The sequence below is a fragment of the Vibrio sp. 070316B genome (assembly GCF_013114115.1).
Taxonomy (GTDB): Bacteria; Pseudomonadota; Gammaproteobacteria; order Enterobacterales; family Vibrionaceae; genus Vibrio; species Vibrio chagasii_B.
This window is the reverse complement of record NZ_VTYC01000027.1, coordinates 23,753-41,313: the sequence shown is the minus strand read 5'-3', so window position 1 is coordinate 41,313 and position 17,561 is coordinate 23,753. Positions and strand designations below refer to the sequence as shown.

Here is a 17,561-nt window from a genome sequence, read left to right as displayed (position 1 = left end):
GTATAGTTCAATCACCAAAAGTTCAAACAACCGTTTACATTTTTGTAACACCGATCATAATGCTGAAGGTATTAATCGTTCAGAAGCCCCTAATCTGTCTACACTTAATGAGAATATATCGATTAACAATTCTTGGTGTAGTTTGAGCTTGGGAATTATCGTAGGATACTAAGCAGTTCATATTATTGAGATTAATGGTACTGCTGCTTGTTAAAGCGACGTAATCTCACTGCGGAGACAGAATGAAAAAAATATTCAAATTTATAGGCATGATCTTCAAAGGGATTTGGAAGCTGATTACGTTTATACGTGTTGCGCTTGTTAACTTAATCTTCTTACTTAGTATCGCCGTTATCTACTTTGTTTACTTCCACTCAGACACTGCACAACCAACGGTGCCTCAACAATCAGCTTTAGTGCTTAACCTGTCGGGTCCGATTGTTGAACAAAGTCGCTATATTAACCCAATGGACTCCGTCACTGGCTCGCTGCTTGGTAAGGACCTGCCAAAAGAAAACATTCTCTTTGATATCGTTGAAACGATTCGCTACGCCAAAGACGATGACAATGTAACAGGTATTGTTTTGGCACTTAAAGAGCTGCCAGAGACCAACCTAACTAAACTGCGCTACATCGCTAAAGCCTTAAATGAGTTTAAAGCTTCAGGAAAGCCAATTTATGCGGTGGGTGACTTCTACAACCAAAGCCAATACTACCTAGCAAGCTACGCAACTAAGGTATACATGTCGCCTGATGGTGGTGTACTTCTTAAAGGTTACAGCGCCTACTCGCTTTACTACAAAACCTTATTAGAGAAGCTCGATGTGAACACTCATGTGTTCCGCGTGGGCACTTACAAATCAGCGATTGAGCCGTTCATTCGTGACGACATGTCTGACGCAGCCAAAGAGTCGGCATCACGTTGGTTGGGCCAACTTTGGAGCGCTTACGTTGATGATGTGAGCAATAACCGCCAAATTGATGCGAAGACACTCAATCCAAGCATGGACACTTTCTTGAAAGAGCTTGAATCTGTTGATGGCGATATCGCGAAACTGGCGGAAAAACTTGGTTTGGTGGATGAGCTAGCCACTCGCCAGCAAGTTCGACTAGAGCTTGCAGATGTGTTCGGCAGTGATGGTCAAGACAGTTACAACGCACTTGGCTACTACGAGTACCGTGCAACCATGCTTCCAGACATGAGCAGTGAATCACACGATGTAGCTGTGATTGTTGCTAGCGGCGCTATTATGGATGGCAAACAGCCACGTGGCACCGTGGGTGGCGATACAACCGCGGCTCTACTTCGCCAAGCTCGTAACGATGACAAAGTTAAAGCCGTTGTTCTTAGAGTGGATAGCCCTGGCGGCAGCGCATTTGCTTCAGAAGTTATTCGCAATGAAATAGAAGCGATTAAGCAAGCGGGTAAGCCTGTAGTTGTGTCAATGTCTAGCCTTGCCGCTTCTGGTGGTTACTGGATCTCAATGGGCGCAGACAAGATCCTCGCTCAACCAACTACGTTAACTGGCTCGATTGGTATCTTCAGTGTCATCACTACCTTCGAAAAAGGCTTAAATGATATTGGTGTTTATACTGATGGCGTTGGCACATCACCGTTCTCAGGTCTTGGTATCACCACCGGCCTAACTGAGGGCGCGAAAGATGCGTTCCAGATGGGTATTGAACATGGCTACCGCCGATTCATCGGTCTAGTTGGAGAAAACCGTGGAATGGATGTTGATGCGGTCGATAAAATTGCTCAAGGTCGCGTATGGACAGGTCAAGACGCTATGCAAAACGGTTTAGTCGATGAAATTGGTGACTTCGATGACGCGATTGCAGCCGCCGCTTCACTTGCAGAACTCGAAAGCTACAACATCTACTGGGTAGAAGAGCCACTTTCAGCCACTGAGCAGTTTATTCAAGAATTTATGAACCAAGTCCAGATGTCGATTGGCCTTGATATTCAGTCAATGATACCAAGCAGTTTGCAGCCGGTTACGCAGCAGTTAGCTCAAGATAGCCAACTATTAAGCAACTTTAACGACCCACAAGGCCGTTACGCTTTTTGCTTAAACTGCCAAGTTCAATAATTTAAGCTCAACGCTTTATTATCAAGGGGCGCCTCTGTGTGAGGCGCCTCTTTTTATTACATAATAATTCGCTATAATCGCCCACCTGTTCCCTACATCACACTAAAGTAATAATCGCCATGGAAAGAAAACACATCTATATCGCGTACACCGGCGGCACAATCGGCATGCAAAAATCGCATGATCACGGCTATGTCCCTGTTGCTGGATTCATGGATAAACAGCTTGCTGGTATGCCTGAATTCCATCGCCCAGAGATGCCTGAGTACACCATCCACGAATACTCGCCATTGATGGACTCTTCAGACATGACGCCACTTGATTGGCAGACTATCGCTGATGACATCCGCGCGAACTACGACAAATACGATGGTTTCGTTATCCTGCACGGTACTGACACCATGGCGTACACCGCTTCTGCGTTGTCTTTCATGCTAGAAAACCTTGGCAAACCAGTGATTGTAACCGGCTCTCAGATCCCACTTGCTGAGCTACGTTCTGACGGCCAAGCAAACCTATTGAATGCACTACACATCGCGGCGAATTACCCAATCAACGAAGTGACACTGTTCTTCAATAACAAATTAATGCGTGGTAACCGCAGCACTAAATCACATGCTGATGGCTTCAATGCGTTTACCTCTCCAAACCTTAATCCGCTGTTGGAAGCTGGTATCAATATCCAGCTAAGCAACAACGTTGTAGTCAACGAGCAACCTGAAGGGAAGTTCAAGGTTCATAACATTACACCGCAACCAATCGGCGTAATCACTATGTACCCAGGCATCTCACACGAAGTGATCCGTAACACGTTACTACAACCTGTTAACGCAATGATCCTGCTGACTTTTGGTGTTGGTAATGCACCACAAAACCCAGAGCTACTTCAGCACCTAAAAGACGCATCAGAGCGCGGTGTTATCGTGGTAAACCTAACTCAATGTTTAGCAGGTAAAGTGAACATGGGTGGCTATGCGACGGGCTGTGCTTTAGCAGAAGCTGGGGTTGTTAGTGGTTATGATATGACTCCGGAAGCGGCACTAGCGAAACTTCATTACCTATTAAGCCAAAACCTAAGCTACGAAGAAGTGAAAACTCAGATGCAGCAAGTACTGCGTGGTGAGATGAGCTTGTAAGCTCGTTAAGGTTCATCTTGAGCCGCTGCTCTTCTATGATGTGAGCAGCAGTTTCACGTGAGCTAAATCGTTTTATTACTTATAAATAAACGACTTAACGTAAAAGGGGTGGTACTGCGCCACCCCTTTGTTGTAATTTAAAGCCTAATGATTTGGGTTAACTCTTACAATATCTTCTTGATCTGACTTAAACTGTTTTTTGAGTTCAGATTTAGACTTAAAGCTAATTTCGCCACCAGCGGCAATTGTCATGTGTTGAGCTTCAGAGTTATGTTTAGATTGGTATAACATAACCGCCTGCATACACGAATCGCGCTGCTCTTTAGAAAGCGCTGTTCCTTCTGGCCATTTACCCGTTTCAACTGCGTAGGTTAAACGTTCGTAGACCTCGGGTGTCATTGCGCTAAGAAGTTGTTCTGCATCCATGGTAAAGCCTTAGTGTTAACAATTTTCACCAGAAAATAACTCTTAACAGAATTGAGTCAAGAACCTGACCGATAATAAGTGCATTTGATCACAAGTGAAGGAATATGAAAATTATGAAATGGTTGGCAATTAGCCTATTACCTTTCACTCTGGTTGGGTGTCTTGAGGGCAACAAAAATACCGATCAGTTGTGCCAGAGCAATCCTGGGTTGCGCTGTGAACAGCTGAACATGAACGACGGACAGTGCCGTGTAGCGCGTACCGACCTTATCTGGCATCGCTTTGAAGTTCAAAAACAACCAACCGAAATCAATAAGATCAAAGAGTTCGAATTGGTCACAGCCTATAAAAAATGTCTTGAGCTTGCCGCGCAGATAGAAACGATCGATCAATCTAAACTTCAAGAACGTCGCTTTACTTCTTTAATGCACAGCATCGAAGAGTCTGAACGCATTGTCAGTGAACTGTCTCAATCAGACACGCCAGAAACGCTCTACTTCTTGTGGTCACAAAACGGGGATACCAACGCAAGACGCAGCTTCTTACAACTAGAAGGAACAGAAGCGTTGAATACGGCAGAGATGCAGTATGCCCTAGCGACTTTCTACACCACTAGAGACCATGTAAAGACGTTAAAACTACTTAATAACGCATTGACCTTATCGAGTAATTCTAACGTCAACACTGAAATTTTTAAGTCGATGGCCAGTATTAATCACAGCCTAGGCAATATGGAAGAAGCATACGTATGGGCAATGGTCGCTAAAGACTTTAATGTGCCTATCGCATCGGAGTCTGAGCTCGCTGTTCTCTATCACTTTGAAAAGCCAAAATATAAGCAGTTGAATAAAGACGCAGACAAAATTGTCGAAGCCATTTTAGACGGCGTTTACAGCCCTGCTGTTGTAAAGAGCTACGAGTAATCTTAGGCGACCAAATAGCCTCTTCAACAAATTGAAAAAAAAACAGCTACCATCATGGTAGCTGTTTTTATTTGTACTAGAGTTAACGCTGAAATCTTGGGCTGTTCATTGCAATTTCATCGACAAATGCGAGCTGTAAGGATTAAACAATAGTGACAAGTTATTTCGTACTTTCGTCATTTTTGTTGAAAATTAACGACACAGAATTAACACAAAAACGTTCGCCAGTTGTCTTCGGACCATCAGGAAAAACGTGACCTAGGTGGCTATCGCAGGCACTACAACGAATCTCTACACGCTTCATTCCGTGACTTAGATCTTCTATATAGCGTATTGCTGTATCGTTTACAGGAGCATCGAAGCTCGGCCACCCGCACCCAGAATCATATTTGTTATCCGACAGGAATAATGGGGCTTGGCAGCATGTGCAGCTGTAAACTCCCGTCTTGTGGTTATGTAGTAACTTACCGCTATAAGGGGCTTCAGTACCACGTAGACGACACACTTCGTACTCATCGTCAGTTAGGCGTTCACGCCAGTATTCATCAGGCTTTATCATCTTTTCTTCCTTTTGAATCACGTTAATATCTCTCCACATTCTCATTTATTATATTTACTTTTTTCTATAAAGGCTTGCATATGAGTCGTTTTGTAGCACATACTTTCTCACAAGAAAACATTGTACATATACACTCATAAGTGAATCGTCATTTAGAGGTATTTTACCCAACTGGAAGGGTGCAGAACCACTAGCAATGGTCAATTTTCAACCACTTACACTCAATTGTTAAGAAAAGCGTCGCTTTTTTTTGACATTAAACAAGTTAAGTCGGATTATCTATTGCAGATTTAGACTGGATTCTGTAATTTTACTACCAGTTATCTTTAATCAGAAATTAAGTTGTGGAGCAACTACAATGACTATCAAAGTAGGTATTAATGGTTTTGGCCGTATCGGTCGTTTCGTATTCCGTGCAGCGCAAGAGCGCAATGACATCGAAGTTGTTGGTATCAACGACCTTATCGACGTTGAATACATGGCATACATGCTGAAGTACGACTCAACTCACGGCCGTTTCAACGGTACTGTTGAAGTTGAAGGCGGTAACCTAATCGTTAACGGTAAAACTGTACGTGTTACAGCTGAGCGTAACCCAGAAGATCTTAAGTGGGATGCAATCGACGTAGACGTTGTTGCTGAAGCAACTGGTCTTTTCCTAACTGACGAGACTGCACGTAAGCACATCACTGCTGGTGCTAAGAAAGTTGTTCTTACTGGTCCTTCTAAAGACGCAACTCCAATGTTCGTTATGGGCGTTAACCAAGCAACTTACGCTGGTCAAGACATCGTTTCTAACGCTTCTTGTACTACTAACTGTCTTGCACCTATCGCTAAAGTTCTTAACGACAAGTGGGGCATCGAGTCTGGTCTAATGACTACAGTTCACGCTACTACAGCAACTCAAAAAACTGTAGATGGTCCTTCTGCTAAAGACTGGCGCGGTGGCCGTGGTGCTTCTCAAAACATCATCCCATCTTCAACTGGTGCTGCTAAAGCTGTAGGCGTTGTTCTTCCAGAACTAAACGGCCTTCTAACTGGTATGGCTTTCCGTGTACCAACAGCTAACGTTTCTGTAGTTGACCTAACAGTTAACCTAAAAGAAGCTGCTTCTTACGAAGAAATCTGTGCTGCAATGAAAGAAGCTTCTGAAGGCGAAATGGCTGGCGTTCTAGGTTACACTGAAGACCAAGTTGTTTCTCAAGACTTCATCGGCGAAGTTAACACTTCAGTATTCGATGCTAAAGCTGGTGTTGCTCTAACTGACAAATTCGTTAAAGTTGTATCTTGGTACGACAACGAAATCGGTTACTCAAACAAAGTTCTTGACCTAATCGCTCACATCTCTAAGTAATTTCTTTTTAGAAATAGCTTTAGATAAGCATTAGCAAAGACTGTTTTGAGCAGACTTTGAAAAAGGCGACCTTAGTGTCGCCTTTTTAATACCTGCTATCTTTTAACTTCGTCTATTTTAATCCACCAAGATAGCCCAAACGTAAAATTCAATTCCAATACTGGTTTGCTTGCACCTCTCATCACAAGCTTGAATCGAGTCAGCATTTGAATTCAATTTCCTTAGAAGGATCATGTAATGGATTTATCAACTCTACCTGCACTGGCTGTACTTTCTGACAACGTCACTATCGTTGAACACGAAGGTGTAAAACTGGTTCGCGTTATCCACGATAAAGCAAATGCAGCGATTTCACTGTTTGGCGGTCATGTCGTGTCATTCCAACCGCAAGGCCAAGAAGACCTTATTTGGATGAGCCAACAAGCTAAATTCGATGGAAAAACAGCACTGCGCGGTGGTATTCCAGTATGTTGGCCTTGGTTTGGCCGTATTGCAGCTCCTGCACATGGTTTTGCTCGTTCAAGCGAGTGGCAATTAATTGAGCACCGCGAAAGCGAAGCTGGTGTGATTGTAAGCTTGGGTCTAAAGCCTAGTGAAGAGACGCTGGCAGTATGGCCTCATCAGTTCGATGCTCGCTTAAATGTTGAGATTGGCGATGAGCTTAAAGTGACTTTGGATGTGAAGAATACCGATGAGCAACCATGGACTTTCTCTGGTGCGCTGCACACTTACCTAAACGTTGCAGACATCCATAACACAACAACCACAGGTATGGGTGCTGAGTACATCGACAGCTTACGAGGTGGCAAGATCTGCCAAGGCGGTGCTGAGCTTGTGCTAACCGACACCATTGACCGAGTGTACACTCAGCCAGAAGCTCAAATCTTAGTTGCGGACAAAAAGCTTAAGCGTACTTTAACAGTTGAAAACCAAGGGCATAACTCTGCGGTATTGTGGAACCCTTGGGCAGAAGGTGCTGCTGGTATGGGCGACATGCAAGATGATGGCTACCTCACCATGCTATGTGTTGAATCAACATTGCACGCACCAAGTTTAGAGGCAGGTAAAACACTTCAGCCTGGCGAAAGCCACCAGCTGATCACAACGATTTCTGTTCAATAACCTGTTCAGGAAAACTGTTCAGTCATCAGTTCACTACGCAAGATATATTAAAGGCCGGTTCACTCCGGCCTTTTTATCACTCTCAATCGGCTAACGCTCAAGCTTAACTCTGAGAATATCGAACTAACGTCTCTCTGTAGAGTGACAACAACGCTTCATCGTCTACTTTAACGCCGACCTTCTGCGCCGGGAATGAGCTCCACTCATCATTCATGTAACTACGCTGGTCGCTTTTCTGGATGGTCATGCCCTCTGCAGGTCCGTCAGTGACCACTCTAATCGCACCATTTCGGCACTCAAATAAAGAAGGTTGGATAACATAAGCAATGGCTGATGGATCGTGAACGTGACAGCCTTCCATTCCCACTTTTTCTGAGTAGAACTTCAAATAGTAACGGCTAACATCCCAGATGAACTGCCCGACCTCTCCAGCGTCATCTCTCAAATCATCCAAGTATTGAGCAGTAAAGAAGCTCTCCTCTGTTACATCAAGTCCGATAACCGTCACTGGCCATAATGCCGTGAAGACCTTGTCTGCAGCATGAGGATCATCGTGTATGTTCGCTTCAGCAAATGGTGTCACATTGCCCCTGTGGTCATTTTCGCCAAAGGCTCCACCCATAATGACCACTTCCTTAACCAAATCGACAATGTCAGGAGCGGCTTCCAATGCCAGAGCAAGGTTAGTGAGAGGACCAACCGCCACGAGTGTAATCTCTCCCGGCTCAGCACGAACACTATCAATAATGAACTGATAAGCGGGCTTCTCAATCGCTTTAACCTCTAGTGAACTCGGTGCTTTTACATCACCAAAGCCAGCTTCACCATGCACGACCACGGTAGCACCAACTGGGTCTCTGACTAATGGCTTATCAGTACCCTTTGCCACCAGCGCATTCATACCAAACTTTTGCTTCAGATAAAGCGCATTCTGAGTACCGTTATCTATCGTCGCATTGCCATAAACCGTCGTAATTCCCATCAGCTCAATCTCTGGGTGAGCTTCAGCAAATAGAATTGCCATTGCGTCATCGATGCCTGGGTCTGTATCGAGGATAATTTTCTTTGTCATATCAGTTTCTTATTCACGCTAGGAAAGAGTGAACAATACCCAGAAAAACGGCAGACAAACGTGACCAAAATCGAAGCAATGATTTTTAATGTTATCAGCCCCAACACTCCACATCTCCAGAGCCACTATCAACGACTTTTTTGTTTAGCCTGACAGAGACCTTTTTGATAGAATTTGCCGCCCTACTCTATGCTCTGAGATCGTCATGCACTACCAATGCCCTTTGTGTCACCAACCTTTATCTCAACACGATCGTACGTTTAAGTGTGAAAAGAACCATCAGTTCGATTTAGCAAAAGAAGGCTACGTCAACTTGATGCCAGCACACCATAAACGTTCAAAAGATCCAGGTGACAACAAAGAGATGATGCAGGCACGTCGTCGCTTCCTTGAAGGCAACCATTACGATCCAATGCGCCAAGCGGTAGTCGGATTATGCTCCAGCTACCTGCCAGACACAGATCCTAGCCTATTGGATATTGGCTGTGGCGAGGGATATTACACCAATGAAATCGCGTTGAATCTTCAAGATAAGAACGGCGCGATTTTTGGCCTAGACATTTCTAAGGTTGCTATCAAATACGCGGCTAAACGCTACCCAGCAGTCGACTTCTCTGTTGCCTCTAGCCATCGACTACCCTTCGCTGAAAACAGCTTAGACGGCATTCTACGCATTTATGCACCATGTAAGACAGAAGAGCTCCAACGCACAATTAAAGACAATGGTGTCATGATTACAGTAACACCAGCAAGCAGACATCTATATCAGTTGCGTGACGCCATTTATGATGGTGTGCGTTTACACGATGAAGATCCTGAATTGATCGAAGGTTTTACTCTTGAGCACCAAGAGCATCTAAACTATATGATGGAACTATCGGGGTCAGATGCATTCGACCTGCTACAGATGACGCCGTTTGCTTGGAAAGCGACTGAAGAGTTTAAACAACAACTCACCAACGCAGAGCAATTCAACTGTGAAGCTGACTTTATGCTAAGAGTGTATCGCAAACAGATTTAATTGATATTGATTATCGTTTGCATTGAAATCTCACCTTGCCTCCTTTAGTATGCGTGTTCTTCAAGGAGGCCTTTCATGCAACGTATTATTCTTATCGGATTAGCCACTCTTCTCACAGCTTGTGCTAATCAACCTTCAGAAAACACTTCTCAAAAAGTGGTTCAACCGGAAACCGTTTCCACCTACTACGATTACCAGTTTGCCTCACCACAAGGCGAAGCACTCTCTCTTAACGCTTTACCTCAAGAGCTGCTAGACGCTGACGTCATTCTTATTGGCGAATGGCACACTCACTCTGCCATTCACCGCTTTCAGACTGACTTCTTAAAAGCGCGTCAAAACGCAGATTCAAACATTGCCCTATCAATGGAGCAGTTTACCCGAGAGCACCAAGACACGCTTAACCAATACCTAAACGGTGAGATTGGTGAACAGGTGCTTATCTCCAAGGCTGCCGCTTGGCCAAATTACGAAAGCGATTACCGCGCACTAGTAGAGTTCGCAAAAGCCAATAATTTGGATGTTATCGCAGCAAACGCACCAAAGCCTTTCGTTCAATGTATTGGCCGTAAAGGGTTACCGTACCTAGAGCAGCTTTCTTCAGAACAGAGAGGTTGGGTAGCGACTGAAGTGAATACTGGCGATAGCCCATACAAAGACAAGTTCATGGCATCGATGCACCACGGTACGCCTGAACAAACTGAAAAGCAGTTTGCCGCTCAAGTAACTTGGGATGAAACCATGGCGGAATCAATTGTCGATTACCTAGCAACGAACCCAGACAAACAGGTGATTCATGTCGCTGGTAAGTTCCATACTGAAGGTGGTTTAGGCACAGCCGCTTCTATCTCGCGTCGCAATCCTGACCTGAAAGTTGCCATCATCACACCTGTTGACGCCTTGTCTTCAGATTCGCGTGATTACCAACTGCAAGTGCTGTCTCCACCCGTACGTTTTGTTCAGAAAGAGAACCGTATGAAGGCATACAAACACCTGTCTAAACGCAGCTCAGACCTACAATGTGACTAAGCTCGCTTAGCTTCCTAAATTGAACATGGGTATCGGCATAGGAATTGCTTAAATACCAAGCAGTTTTGATTAAGCAGAAGAAAGTGTAATGTGCGAATAAAAAAACATCACTATCGATGATTAATTGCACAAGTTTTTCACACCTCTGCCGATACTATGTTTAAGGATAGGTAAGGAGAACTATATGACGCCAGTAGGAACGAGTAATACTCAGCTATATTCACCTTCGCAGATGAACACTAAGAGTCAAGATAGCGAAGCTGAAAAGCCTGCGCCGCTTAAGGTTGAGCAAAATACGGTTAAGCTTTCTGAAGAGGGCAAAGCACTCTTATCTGCCCTTAAAGAAATCGATAAAGAAGCGAAGAAAGTTGAAGCAGAAAACGCGACAGTCACCGATAAAGTCGAGTCTTTCGCTCACGGCGCTCTAGGTATGGATCACCCAGATAAGATCGAAGAAGAGGATGACGGTTCTTATTCAGCGGGGCAATACCTGTCCGCAGCGGCAACCGTAGGCGGTATTCTTCTTGCTCTAATATAGCCTTACCCGCTGAGTCCTTTGAACGTATTTTATTCAAAATAAAAACGATTTGTCGTCACGACAATAGACCCGATTAGGTCAGAAAAACGAGTTCATTCCATAATTCCGCTCTCATTTTAATGGAATAATACTCGTGAAAAACACTTTTGAGCTTATTGATAAGCCAACCTTCTTTGGTGCGATTGCACTCCTCCTCACGATAGTTTTCCCGCTCATTCTGTTCCCTGCTCAAGGCGCAGACTGGATTGCGGTTGCGAAAACATTCATGACTGATCAACTTGGTTTTCTATATCTAGCGCTAGGTCTCGCAGCCTGTGCATTTATGGTGTACGTGGTGTTCAGTGATATGGGACAAATTAAACTCGGCGAAGCTGATGAAGAGCCTGAGTTTAAAACTGCTTCATGGGCTGCCATGCTATTTTGTGGTGGTATCGGTGCAAGTATCTTGTACTGGGGCTGTATTGAGTGGGCTTACTACTACCAATCACCTCCTTTCCAACTAGAACCTGGCAGTGAAGAAGCAGTACGCTGGGCAGCGACCTACGGTCTGTTCCACTGGGGACCAATCGCATGGTCTATCTACCTAATTCCGGCAATTCCTATCGCTTACTTCTTCTACGTACGTAAACAACCTGTTCTAAAGATCTCAAGTGCATTAATGCCTGTTCTTGGTGAACACCGTAGTAAAGGCGTACCAGGAAAGATCGTTGATATCCTATTCATTTTCGGCCTATTAGGCGGCGCAGCAACAACCTTAGGTTTGGCAGCTCCTCTAATCACCGAAGGCTTGAATCACCTGTTTGGCTTGCCGAAAAACAACCTAACACAAGTGACGGTTCTTTTGGTCTGTACTGCTATTTTTGCTTACTCGTCTTACGCGGGTTTGGAAAAAGGCATTAAGATCCTAAGTAACATCAACTTCTGGGGTGCAATGGGTCTATTGGCTTTCGTACTGATTGCTGGTCCAACGATCTTCATGCTGGAAACCGGCTTAGACTCGATTGGTCGTCTGCTGTCTAATTTCTTCGTGATGGCGACATGGGCTGAACCATTTGGTGGCTACGGCACATTCGAAAATACGCACTTCCCACAAGACTGGACGATTTTCTATTGGGCATGGTGGCTAGTATTTGCACCAAGTATGGGTCTATTTGTAGCGCGTATCTCTCGCGGTCGAACCATCAAACAAATGGTGTCAGGTTCTATCTTCTTTGGTTCGCTAGGTTGTTTCCTATTCTTCATGATCTTGGGCAACTACGGCCTGTCTCTACAACTGTCTGGCGAGCTAGATGTTGTAGCTGTACTAAACAATGAAGGCGCAACTAAGGCTATCTTCTCGATGCTGGCACAGTTACCGATGAGCACAATCGTTATCGCGGTATTTACACTACTGTGTATCATTTTCACTGCGACTACCTTTGACTCTATCTCATACATCCTTGCTTCTGTTGTTCAGAACAACGTGACAGAAGAACCAATGCGTTGGAACCGTATGTTCTGGGCATTCACACTGTCGTTCTTACCAACGATTCTGATGTTCCTAGGTGGCTTGAGTACGTTACAAACTGCAGCGATTGTTGGTGGCCTACCGCTACTGGCTATCTCTGTGATGTTGATGATTTCAGCAGTGCGCGCAACTAGCCTCGATTTACGTCACCAAGATGCATACATCGAACCAACCATCAATATCGAAGAGCTGCCAGACATGGATCCATGGTCAGCTGAAGGTATGGCACTGGCTCAGTTTGAGAAAGAGAGAGACGCTGCACAAGAAGCTGCAGAGCTTGAGCGTGTTGCTTATACAGAACTAGCAGCAGTGAAAAAAGAAATTCGCGCTTATGTGCTAGAACAAGGTTCACAAATGGAAACTCACGAGTTACCAGAGAACCTGCAGCAAGCACTTGAGCAGGCCGAGAGTAATCTTAGTGCCGCACAAGCGAAAAAGGTCGAGTTATCTGAGCAGGCTCAGAATGCTCGAATCGCGTTCAACCAAGTGGTTGCAGAACTACCGCTTGCTTGACTTTAGCCATGACGCTGCCCACGAGTTTGGGCCCTCCTAAATAAGCCAAAGGCTCACAGTGATGTGAGCCTTTTTTTATTTCTGTTCCAAATAGTTTGAGCTATTACTCAATTTTATATTTATGAAATAAATATGAAACAGAGTTGACACATTTGGGTGTTTTAATCACCCCGCTTATATAAAAAAGGACAAACAATGAAGCACCTTATAAAACCTGTTATCGCCGCAGTGGCAACGTCAACACTCTCATTCAATGTACTTTCAGCAGAAATCAAAAATGTCATTCTAATGATTGGCGATGGTATGGGACCTCAACAAGTTGGCTTATTGGAGACTTATGCAAACCAAGCACCTAACTCAATCTATAAAGGTCAAAAGACCGCCCTTTATCAGCTTGCTCAAGAAGGCGTGATTGGTTCATCTCTTACCCACCCAGAAGATGCGATTGTGGTCGACTCTGCCTGTTCCGCAACCATGCTTGCTACAGGTATCTACACAGGTTCAGAAGTTATTGGTATTGATTCCCAAGGCAATCACGTAGAAACCGTGCTGGAGAAAGCAAAAAAAGCGGGTAAAGCAACCGGGCTGGTTTCCGATACGCGCTTAACTCATGCTACACCTGCAGCATTCGCCGCGCATCAGCCACACCGCTCTCTAGAAAACCATATTGCTAGCGATATGCTGGAAACAGGCGTCGACGTGATGCTTTCTGGCGGGCTGCGTCACTGGATCCCGAAGTCAACAAATGACAAAGGCGAAACATACAAACAACTTAAGCAACTGACCCAAGGTGACGTTTACCTCAAGTCAAAACGTAAAGATGACCGAAATCTTCTTGCTGAAGCCCAGAAGGATGGCTATCAGTTAGCGTTTAACCGCAATATGCTCGACAACGCTAACGGCGACAAATTACTTGGTCTATTCGCGTACTCTGGCATGGACGATGGCATCGCATATAGCAATAAAAAGCTGAGTGGCGAACGCACACAACCGAGCTTAAAAGAGATGACGCAAAAAGCGCTTAACGTCTTATCAAAAGATGAAGATGGCTTTTTCCTAATGGTTGAAGGCGGTCAGATAGATTGGGCTGGGCACAGTAATGATGCAGGTACTATGCTGCACGAGCTACTTAAGTTTGATGAGGCAATTCAAACGGTATACGAATGGGCAAAAGATCGTGAAGACACCATCGTAATCGTGACTGCAGACCATGAAACCGGCTCTTTCGGCTTTAGTTATTCATCAAGTGAGCTACCAAAGCCACAAAAGCGCCCAGGTGAAGCCTTTACCGATCGTGATTATGCGCCAAACTTTAACTTCGGTGCATTCGATATTCTTGATGGTTTATACAATCAGAAACAAAGCTACTACAGCATGATCAGTGAGTATCAAAAACTCGACAAAGCTGCACAAACGCCTGAGAAATTCGCTGAGATCGTGAACAAAAATAGTGAATTTCCAATCACTGCAGAACAAGCGAAAAAGGTACTCGCAAGTAAGCCAAACCCATATCGATTGGCGCAACACAAATACCTTTCTGAAGAGAATGTTCCTGCCATCAACGATTTCGATGCATTTTTCCCATATAACGACCGTGGCAATCTACTTGCTCGAGAACAAGCAACAGGTCAAAACATTGTTTGGGGTACAGGCACACACACCCATACACCTGTAAATGTGTTTGCTTGGGGACCAGCAGAAAAGATATTACCAGTATCAAAAATCATGCATCACTCAGAGCTTGGTGAGTACATCAAACAGCAAGTAAATTAGCCTGATCTTTTTTGCTAGCTTCACTTAACGCCCTGCGGGGCGTTTTTTGTTGTAAGAATTTAAGCGAAGTAAGCTTCAAATTTAGGTAACGCCAAATAGCAAAACAGCCGCTGTGAGCGACTGTTTTTTTAATCATTAACGATTTGGGTGGTTCAAGATGTGGTCTTCCCAATCCACAACATCAATTTCGTACACGACTTTGTTGCGGACGCTTTCACCCGCAGCATGCATCTCAGACTTAGAGCCTGTAATTAATGGGTGCCACTCTGGAAGCGGCTTAGATTCGGATAGAAGACGATAAGCACACGTATCTGGCAGCCAATGAAACTCGTCGATCTTGTCACGAGTTAGCTTCAAACACTCTTCACCTGAAGTGAAACGGTTTGGGTAGTCCTTACAAGAACACGTTTTGTCATTAAGCCAGCTACACGCGACATTGGTGTAGTAAACTTCATCGCTATCTTCATCCATAAGCTTATGTAGGCAACACTTACCACAACCATCGCACAGAGATTCCCACTCTTGCTCGGACATCTGCTCTAGTGTTTTTTCTTGCCAAAATGGATTCGTCATAGGATTACTTCTTACTCTTTTACTGGGGTGCGTGTTATACCGCTAGCCCATAAAAAGTTCAAGGATAATAATTGTTCATTCTTTGATCCAATCAATAGCTGTCACTGCGATTGTTTTTTGCTAATATCGCGCACCCTGTTATTTAGTGAGTTTAATTTGATGGAATGTCGCCTAGGTTGTGGAGCATGCTGTATCGCTCCGAGTATTACATCTGCTATTCCTGGAATGCCGAATGGTAAACCTGCGGGTGTGCGCTGCATTCAATTAAACGAACAGAATCTCTGTAAGCTGTTTGGTCAAGACTCACGTCCTAAAGTGTGTCATCAGTTCAAGGCTTGCCCTGTCGTTTGTGGTAAAACCGATCAAGAAGCACTCGATAACCTTATTGAGCTCGAAGCAATAACCTAGCAAAATTTTTCTTTTTATATATGCCCAAGATTTCACAACTTTGATAAATCTAAACTATCTTGTTGATACTGGTACAGATTAATAAGGATCGTTATGAATAGGTATATCGCAGAAATGTTTGGTACGTTTTGGTTGGTGTTAGGTGGTTGTGGTAGTGCCGTCTTAGCCGCTGCTTTTCCCGATGTAGGTATTGGCCTGCTTGGGGTCTCTCTTGCCTTTGGTTTAACCGTACTCACCATGGCTTTCGCTATTGGGCATATATCCGGTTGCCACCTCAACCCAGCTGTCACTATTGGCCTTTGGACTGGTGGCCGTTTTGATGCCAAAGATGTTGTCCCTTACATCATTGCTCAAGTACTCGGCGGTATTATTGCCGGCGGCGTATTATTTGTGATTGCCTCCGGCCAAGCTGGCTTTGATGCTGTTTCATCAGGTTTTGCGTCTAATGGCTTTGGAGAGCACTCTCCCGGTGGTTACTCACTAACCGCAGCACTGGTTTGTGAGGTTGTGATGACCATGGTGTTCCTATTCGTGATCATGGGCGCGACCGACTCTAAAGCACCCGCGGGATTTGCACCCATCGCGATTGGTCTCTGTTTAACCCTAATTCACCTTATCAGTATTCCTGTAACCAATACCTCTGTGAACCCAGCTCGAAGTACGGGTGTAGCGGTATTTGTTGGTGACTGGGCCGTTTCTCAACTATGGCTATTCTGGGTTGCTCCAATTATTGGTGCGGTGATCGGTGCGGTGATATACAAAGCCGTTCGAGGATCGGATTAAGCACAGAGAAGACTTGGATAAAAGAAGCTTTAAGTGATAAAAGAAAAAGCCGCTTAGTGATGATTCACCAAGCGGCTTTTTTAGATCTTATGACGACCGAGTAAGGAGTGCGAAAGCGTGGTGCCATCCACCAGCTCTAGCTCACCACCAACGGGAACACCATGAGCGATTCGGCTCGCGTTCACTTCATGGGCATTACAAAGCTCGGCAATGTAATGTGCTGTCGCTTCCCCTTCAACAGTAGGGTTAGTCGCTAGGATAACTTCAGAGATATCACCACGGCGTAGGCGGTAGTCCAAAACATCGAGGCCGATGTCACTTGGACCAATACCATCGAGTGGTGAAAGGTGCCCCATAAGCACAAAGTAACGACCAGAGTATTGGCCAGTTGCTTCGATAGCTGCAATATCAGCTGGGCTTTCTACTACACAGATTTGACCATTTTCCTGACGTTTAGGATTGGTACAAATGTGGCAGGTATCTTCTTCAGTAAAAGTACGGCACTCATTGCAGTGACCGATTTCAGTCATTGCTTGGCTAAGAGCATCAGCCAACTGAAGGCCGCCTTTTCTATCGCGCTGTAACAAATGAAAGGCCATACGCTGCGCCGACTTGGGGCCAACCCCAGGTAGACAACGTAAGGCCTCCATCAAATGCTCCAGCATATGACTGGTACGCATATTTAACCGTTCTAATTTTCAAATAACGGTCCGCTCAAGTAAGACAAGAAC

At 44.7% G+C, this 17,561-nt stretch carries 17 protein-coding genes; 12 read left to right on the top strand and 5 right to left on the bottom strand.

The genetic code is table 11. From position 1 onward, the window contains the following. The first annotated feature begins 242 nt into the window (after positions 1–242). Both sppA and ansA read left to right on the top strand, forming a co-directional pair. Complete coding sequence (gene sppA / locus F0251_RS18335) at positions 243–2,093, top strand: signal peptide peptidase SppA (protein WP_171731528.1); 1,851 nt, start codon at positions 243–245, stop codon at positions 2,091–2,093. A 119-nt stretch (positions 2,094–2,212) separates the two neighbouring features. After that, a complete protein-coding gene (gene ansA, locus F0251_RS18330; RefSeq protein WP_105057433.1) occupies positions 2,213–3,229 on the top strand; it encodes an asparaginase in 1,017 nt (338 codons plus the stop codon). Between the two features lie 144 nt (positions 3,230–3,373). Here the strand turns inward: ansA and F0251_RS18325 are convergent, their stop codons facing one another. Continuing rightward, positions 3,374–3,655: a YeaC family protein gene (locus tag F0251_RS18325; protein ID WP_010437067.1), complete on the bottom strand. Its 282-nt coding sequence runs from the start codon at positions 3,653–3,655 to the stop codon at positions 3,374–3,376. A 113-nt stretch (positions 3,656–3,768) separates the two neighbouring features. Between F0251_RS18325 and F0251_RS18320 the strand changes: the two genes are divergently transcribed. After that, on the top strand, positions 3,769–4,578 hold the full coding sequence (locus tag F0251_RS18320; RefSeq protein ID WP_171731536.1) for a DUF2989 domain-containing protein: 810 nt from the start codon (positions 3,769–3,771) through the stop codon (positions 4,576–4,578). Between the two features lie 160 nt (positions 4,579–4,738). Here F0251_RS18320 and msrB read toward each other — a convergent pair whose 3' ends face one another. Further along, entirely contained in the window at positions 4,739–5,137 is a 399-nt protein-coding gene (gene msrB, locus F0251_RS18315) for a peptide-methionine (R)-S-oxide reductase MsrB (protein WP_032498724.1), read from the bottom strand. A gap of 358 nt (positions 5,138–5,495) precedes the next feature. Here msrB and gap point away from each other — a divergent pair, with 358 nt between their 5' ends. Beyond that, positions 5,496–6,491, top strand: a complete 996-nt coding sequence (gene gap / locus F0251_RS18310; RefSeq protein WP_061033745.1) for a type I glyceraldehyde-3-phosphate dehydrogenase — start codon at positions 5,496–5,498, stop codon at positions 6,489–6,491. Between the two features lie 237 nt (positions 6,492–6,728). Then, positions 6,729–7,613 (top strand): D-hexose-6-phosphate mutarotase, encoded by an 885-nt coding sequence (locus F0251_RS18305; protein ID WP_171731527.1) that lies wholly within the window; start codon positions 6,729–6,731, stop codon positions 7,611–7,613. 103 nt (positions 7,614–7,716) lie between these two features. On the opposite strand, the gene F0251_RS18300 is transcribed toward F0251_RS18305, so the two are convergent. Further along, complete coding sequence (locus F0251_RS18300) at positions 7,717–8,685, bottom strand: nucleoside hydrolase (RefSeq protein WP_171731526.1); 969 nt, start codon at positions 8,683–8,685, stop codon at positions 7,717–7,719. Positions 8,686–8,890: 205 nt separating this feature from the next. Between F0251_RS18300 and rlmA the strand changes: the two genes are divergently transcribed. From rlmA to F0251_RS18275, 5 genes are all read left to right on the top strand, one after another. Continuing rightward, positions 8,891–9,706 carry a 23S rRNA (guanine(745)-N(1))-methyltransferase gene (rlmA, locus tag F0251_RS18295; RefSeq protein WP_171731525.1) on the top strand — a complete coding sequence of 272 codons (816 nt, stop codon included), beginning with the start codon at positions 8,891–8,893 and terminating at the stop codon, positions 9,704–9,706. A gap of 75 nt (positions 9,707–9,781) precedes the next feature. After that, positions 9,782–10,735 carry a ChaN family lipoprotein gene (locus tag F0251_RS18290; RefSeq protein ID WP_171731524.1) on the top strand — a complete coding sequence of 318 codons (954 nt, stop codon included), beginning with the start codon at positions 9,782–9,784 and terminating at the stop codon, positions 10,733–10,735. A 184-nt stretch (positions 10,736–10,919) separates the two neighbouring features. After that, entirely contained in the window at positions 10,920–11,273 is a 354-nt protein-coding gene (locus F0251_RS18285; RefSeq protein WP_105057438.1) for a hypothetical protein, read from the top strand. A 133-nt stretch (positions 11,274–11,406) separates the two neighbouring features. After that, a complete protein-coding gene (locus F0251_RS18280; protein ID WP_105057439.1) occupies positions 11,407–13,293 on the top strand; it encodes a BCCT family transporter in 1,887 nt (628 codons plus the stop codon). 195 nt (positions 13,294–13,488) lie between these two features. Further along, a complete protein-coding gene (locus tag F0251_RS18275) occupies positions 13,489–15,066 on the top strand; it encodes an alkaline phosphatase (RefSeq protein WP_061033739.1) in 1,578 nt (525 codons plus the stop codon). Between the two features lie 135 nt (positions 15,067–15,201). Here the strand turns inward: F0251_RS18275 and F0251_RS18270 are convergent, their stop codons facing one another. Continuing rightward, positions 15,202–15,639, bottom strand: coding sequence for a YcgN family cysteine cluster protein (locus tag F0251_RS18270; protein ID WP_061033738.1), 438 nt, complete (start codon positions 15,637–15,639; stop codon positions 15,202–15,204). Positions 15,640–15,798: 159 nt separating this feature from the next. On the opposite strand from F0251_RS18270, the gene F0251_RS18265 reads away from it, so the two are divergent. Together F0251_RS18265 and aqpZ are read left to right on the top strand one after the other, a co-directional pair. Beyond that, positions 15,799–16,047 (top strand): YkgJ family cysteine cluster protein, encoded by a 249-nt coding sequence (locus F0251_RS18265; protein WP_105057441.1) that lies wholly within the window; start codon positions 15,799–15,801, stop codon positions 16,045–16,047. A 93-nt stretch (positions 16,048–16,140) separates the two neighbouring features. Further along, positions 16,141–16,830, top strand: a complete 690-nt coding sequence (gene aqpZ, locus F0251_RS18260; protein ID WP_102425116.1) for an aquaporin Z — start codon at positions 16,141–16,143, stop codon at positions 16,828–16,830. Between the two features lie 80 nt (positions 16,831–16,910). On the opposite strand, the gene recR is transcribed toward aqpZ, so the two are convergent. Continuing rightward, positions 16,911–17,510 (bottom strand): recombination mediator RecR, encoded by a 600-nt coding sequence (recR, locus tag F0251_RS18255; RefSeq protein WP_004740649.1) that lies wholly within the window; start codon positions 17,508–17,510, stop codon positions 16,911–16,913. Between the last annotated feature and the right edge of the window lie 51 nt (positions 17,511–17,561).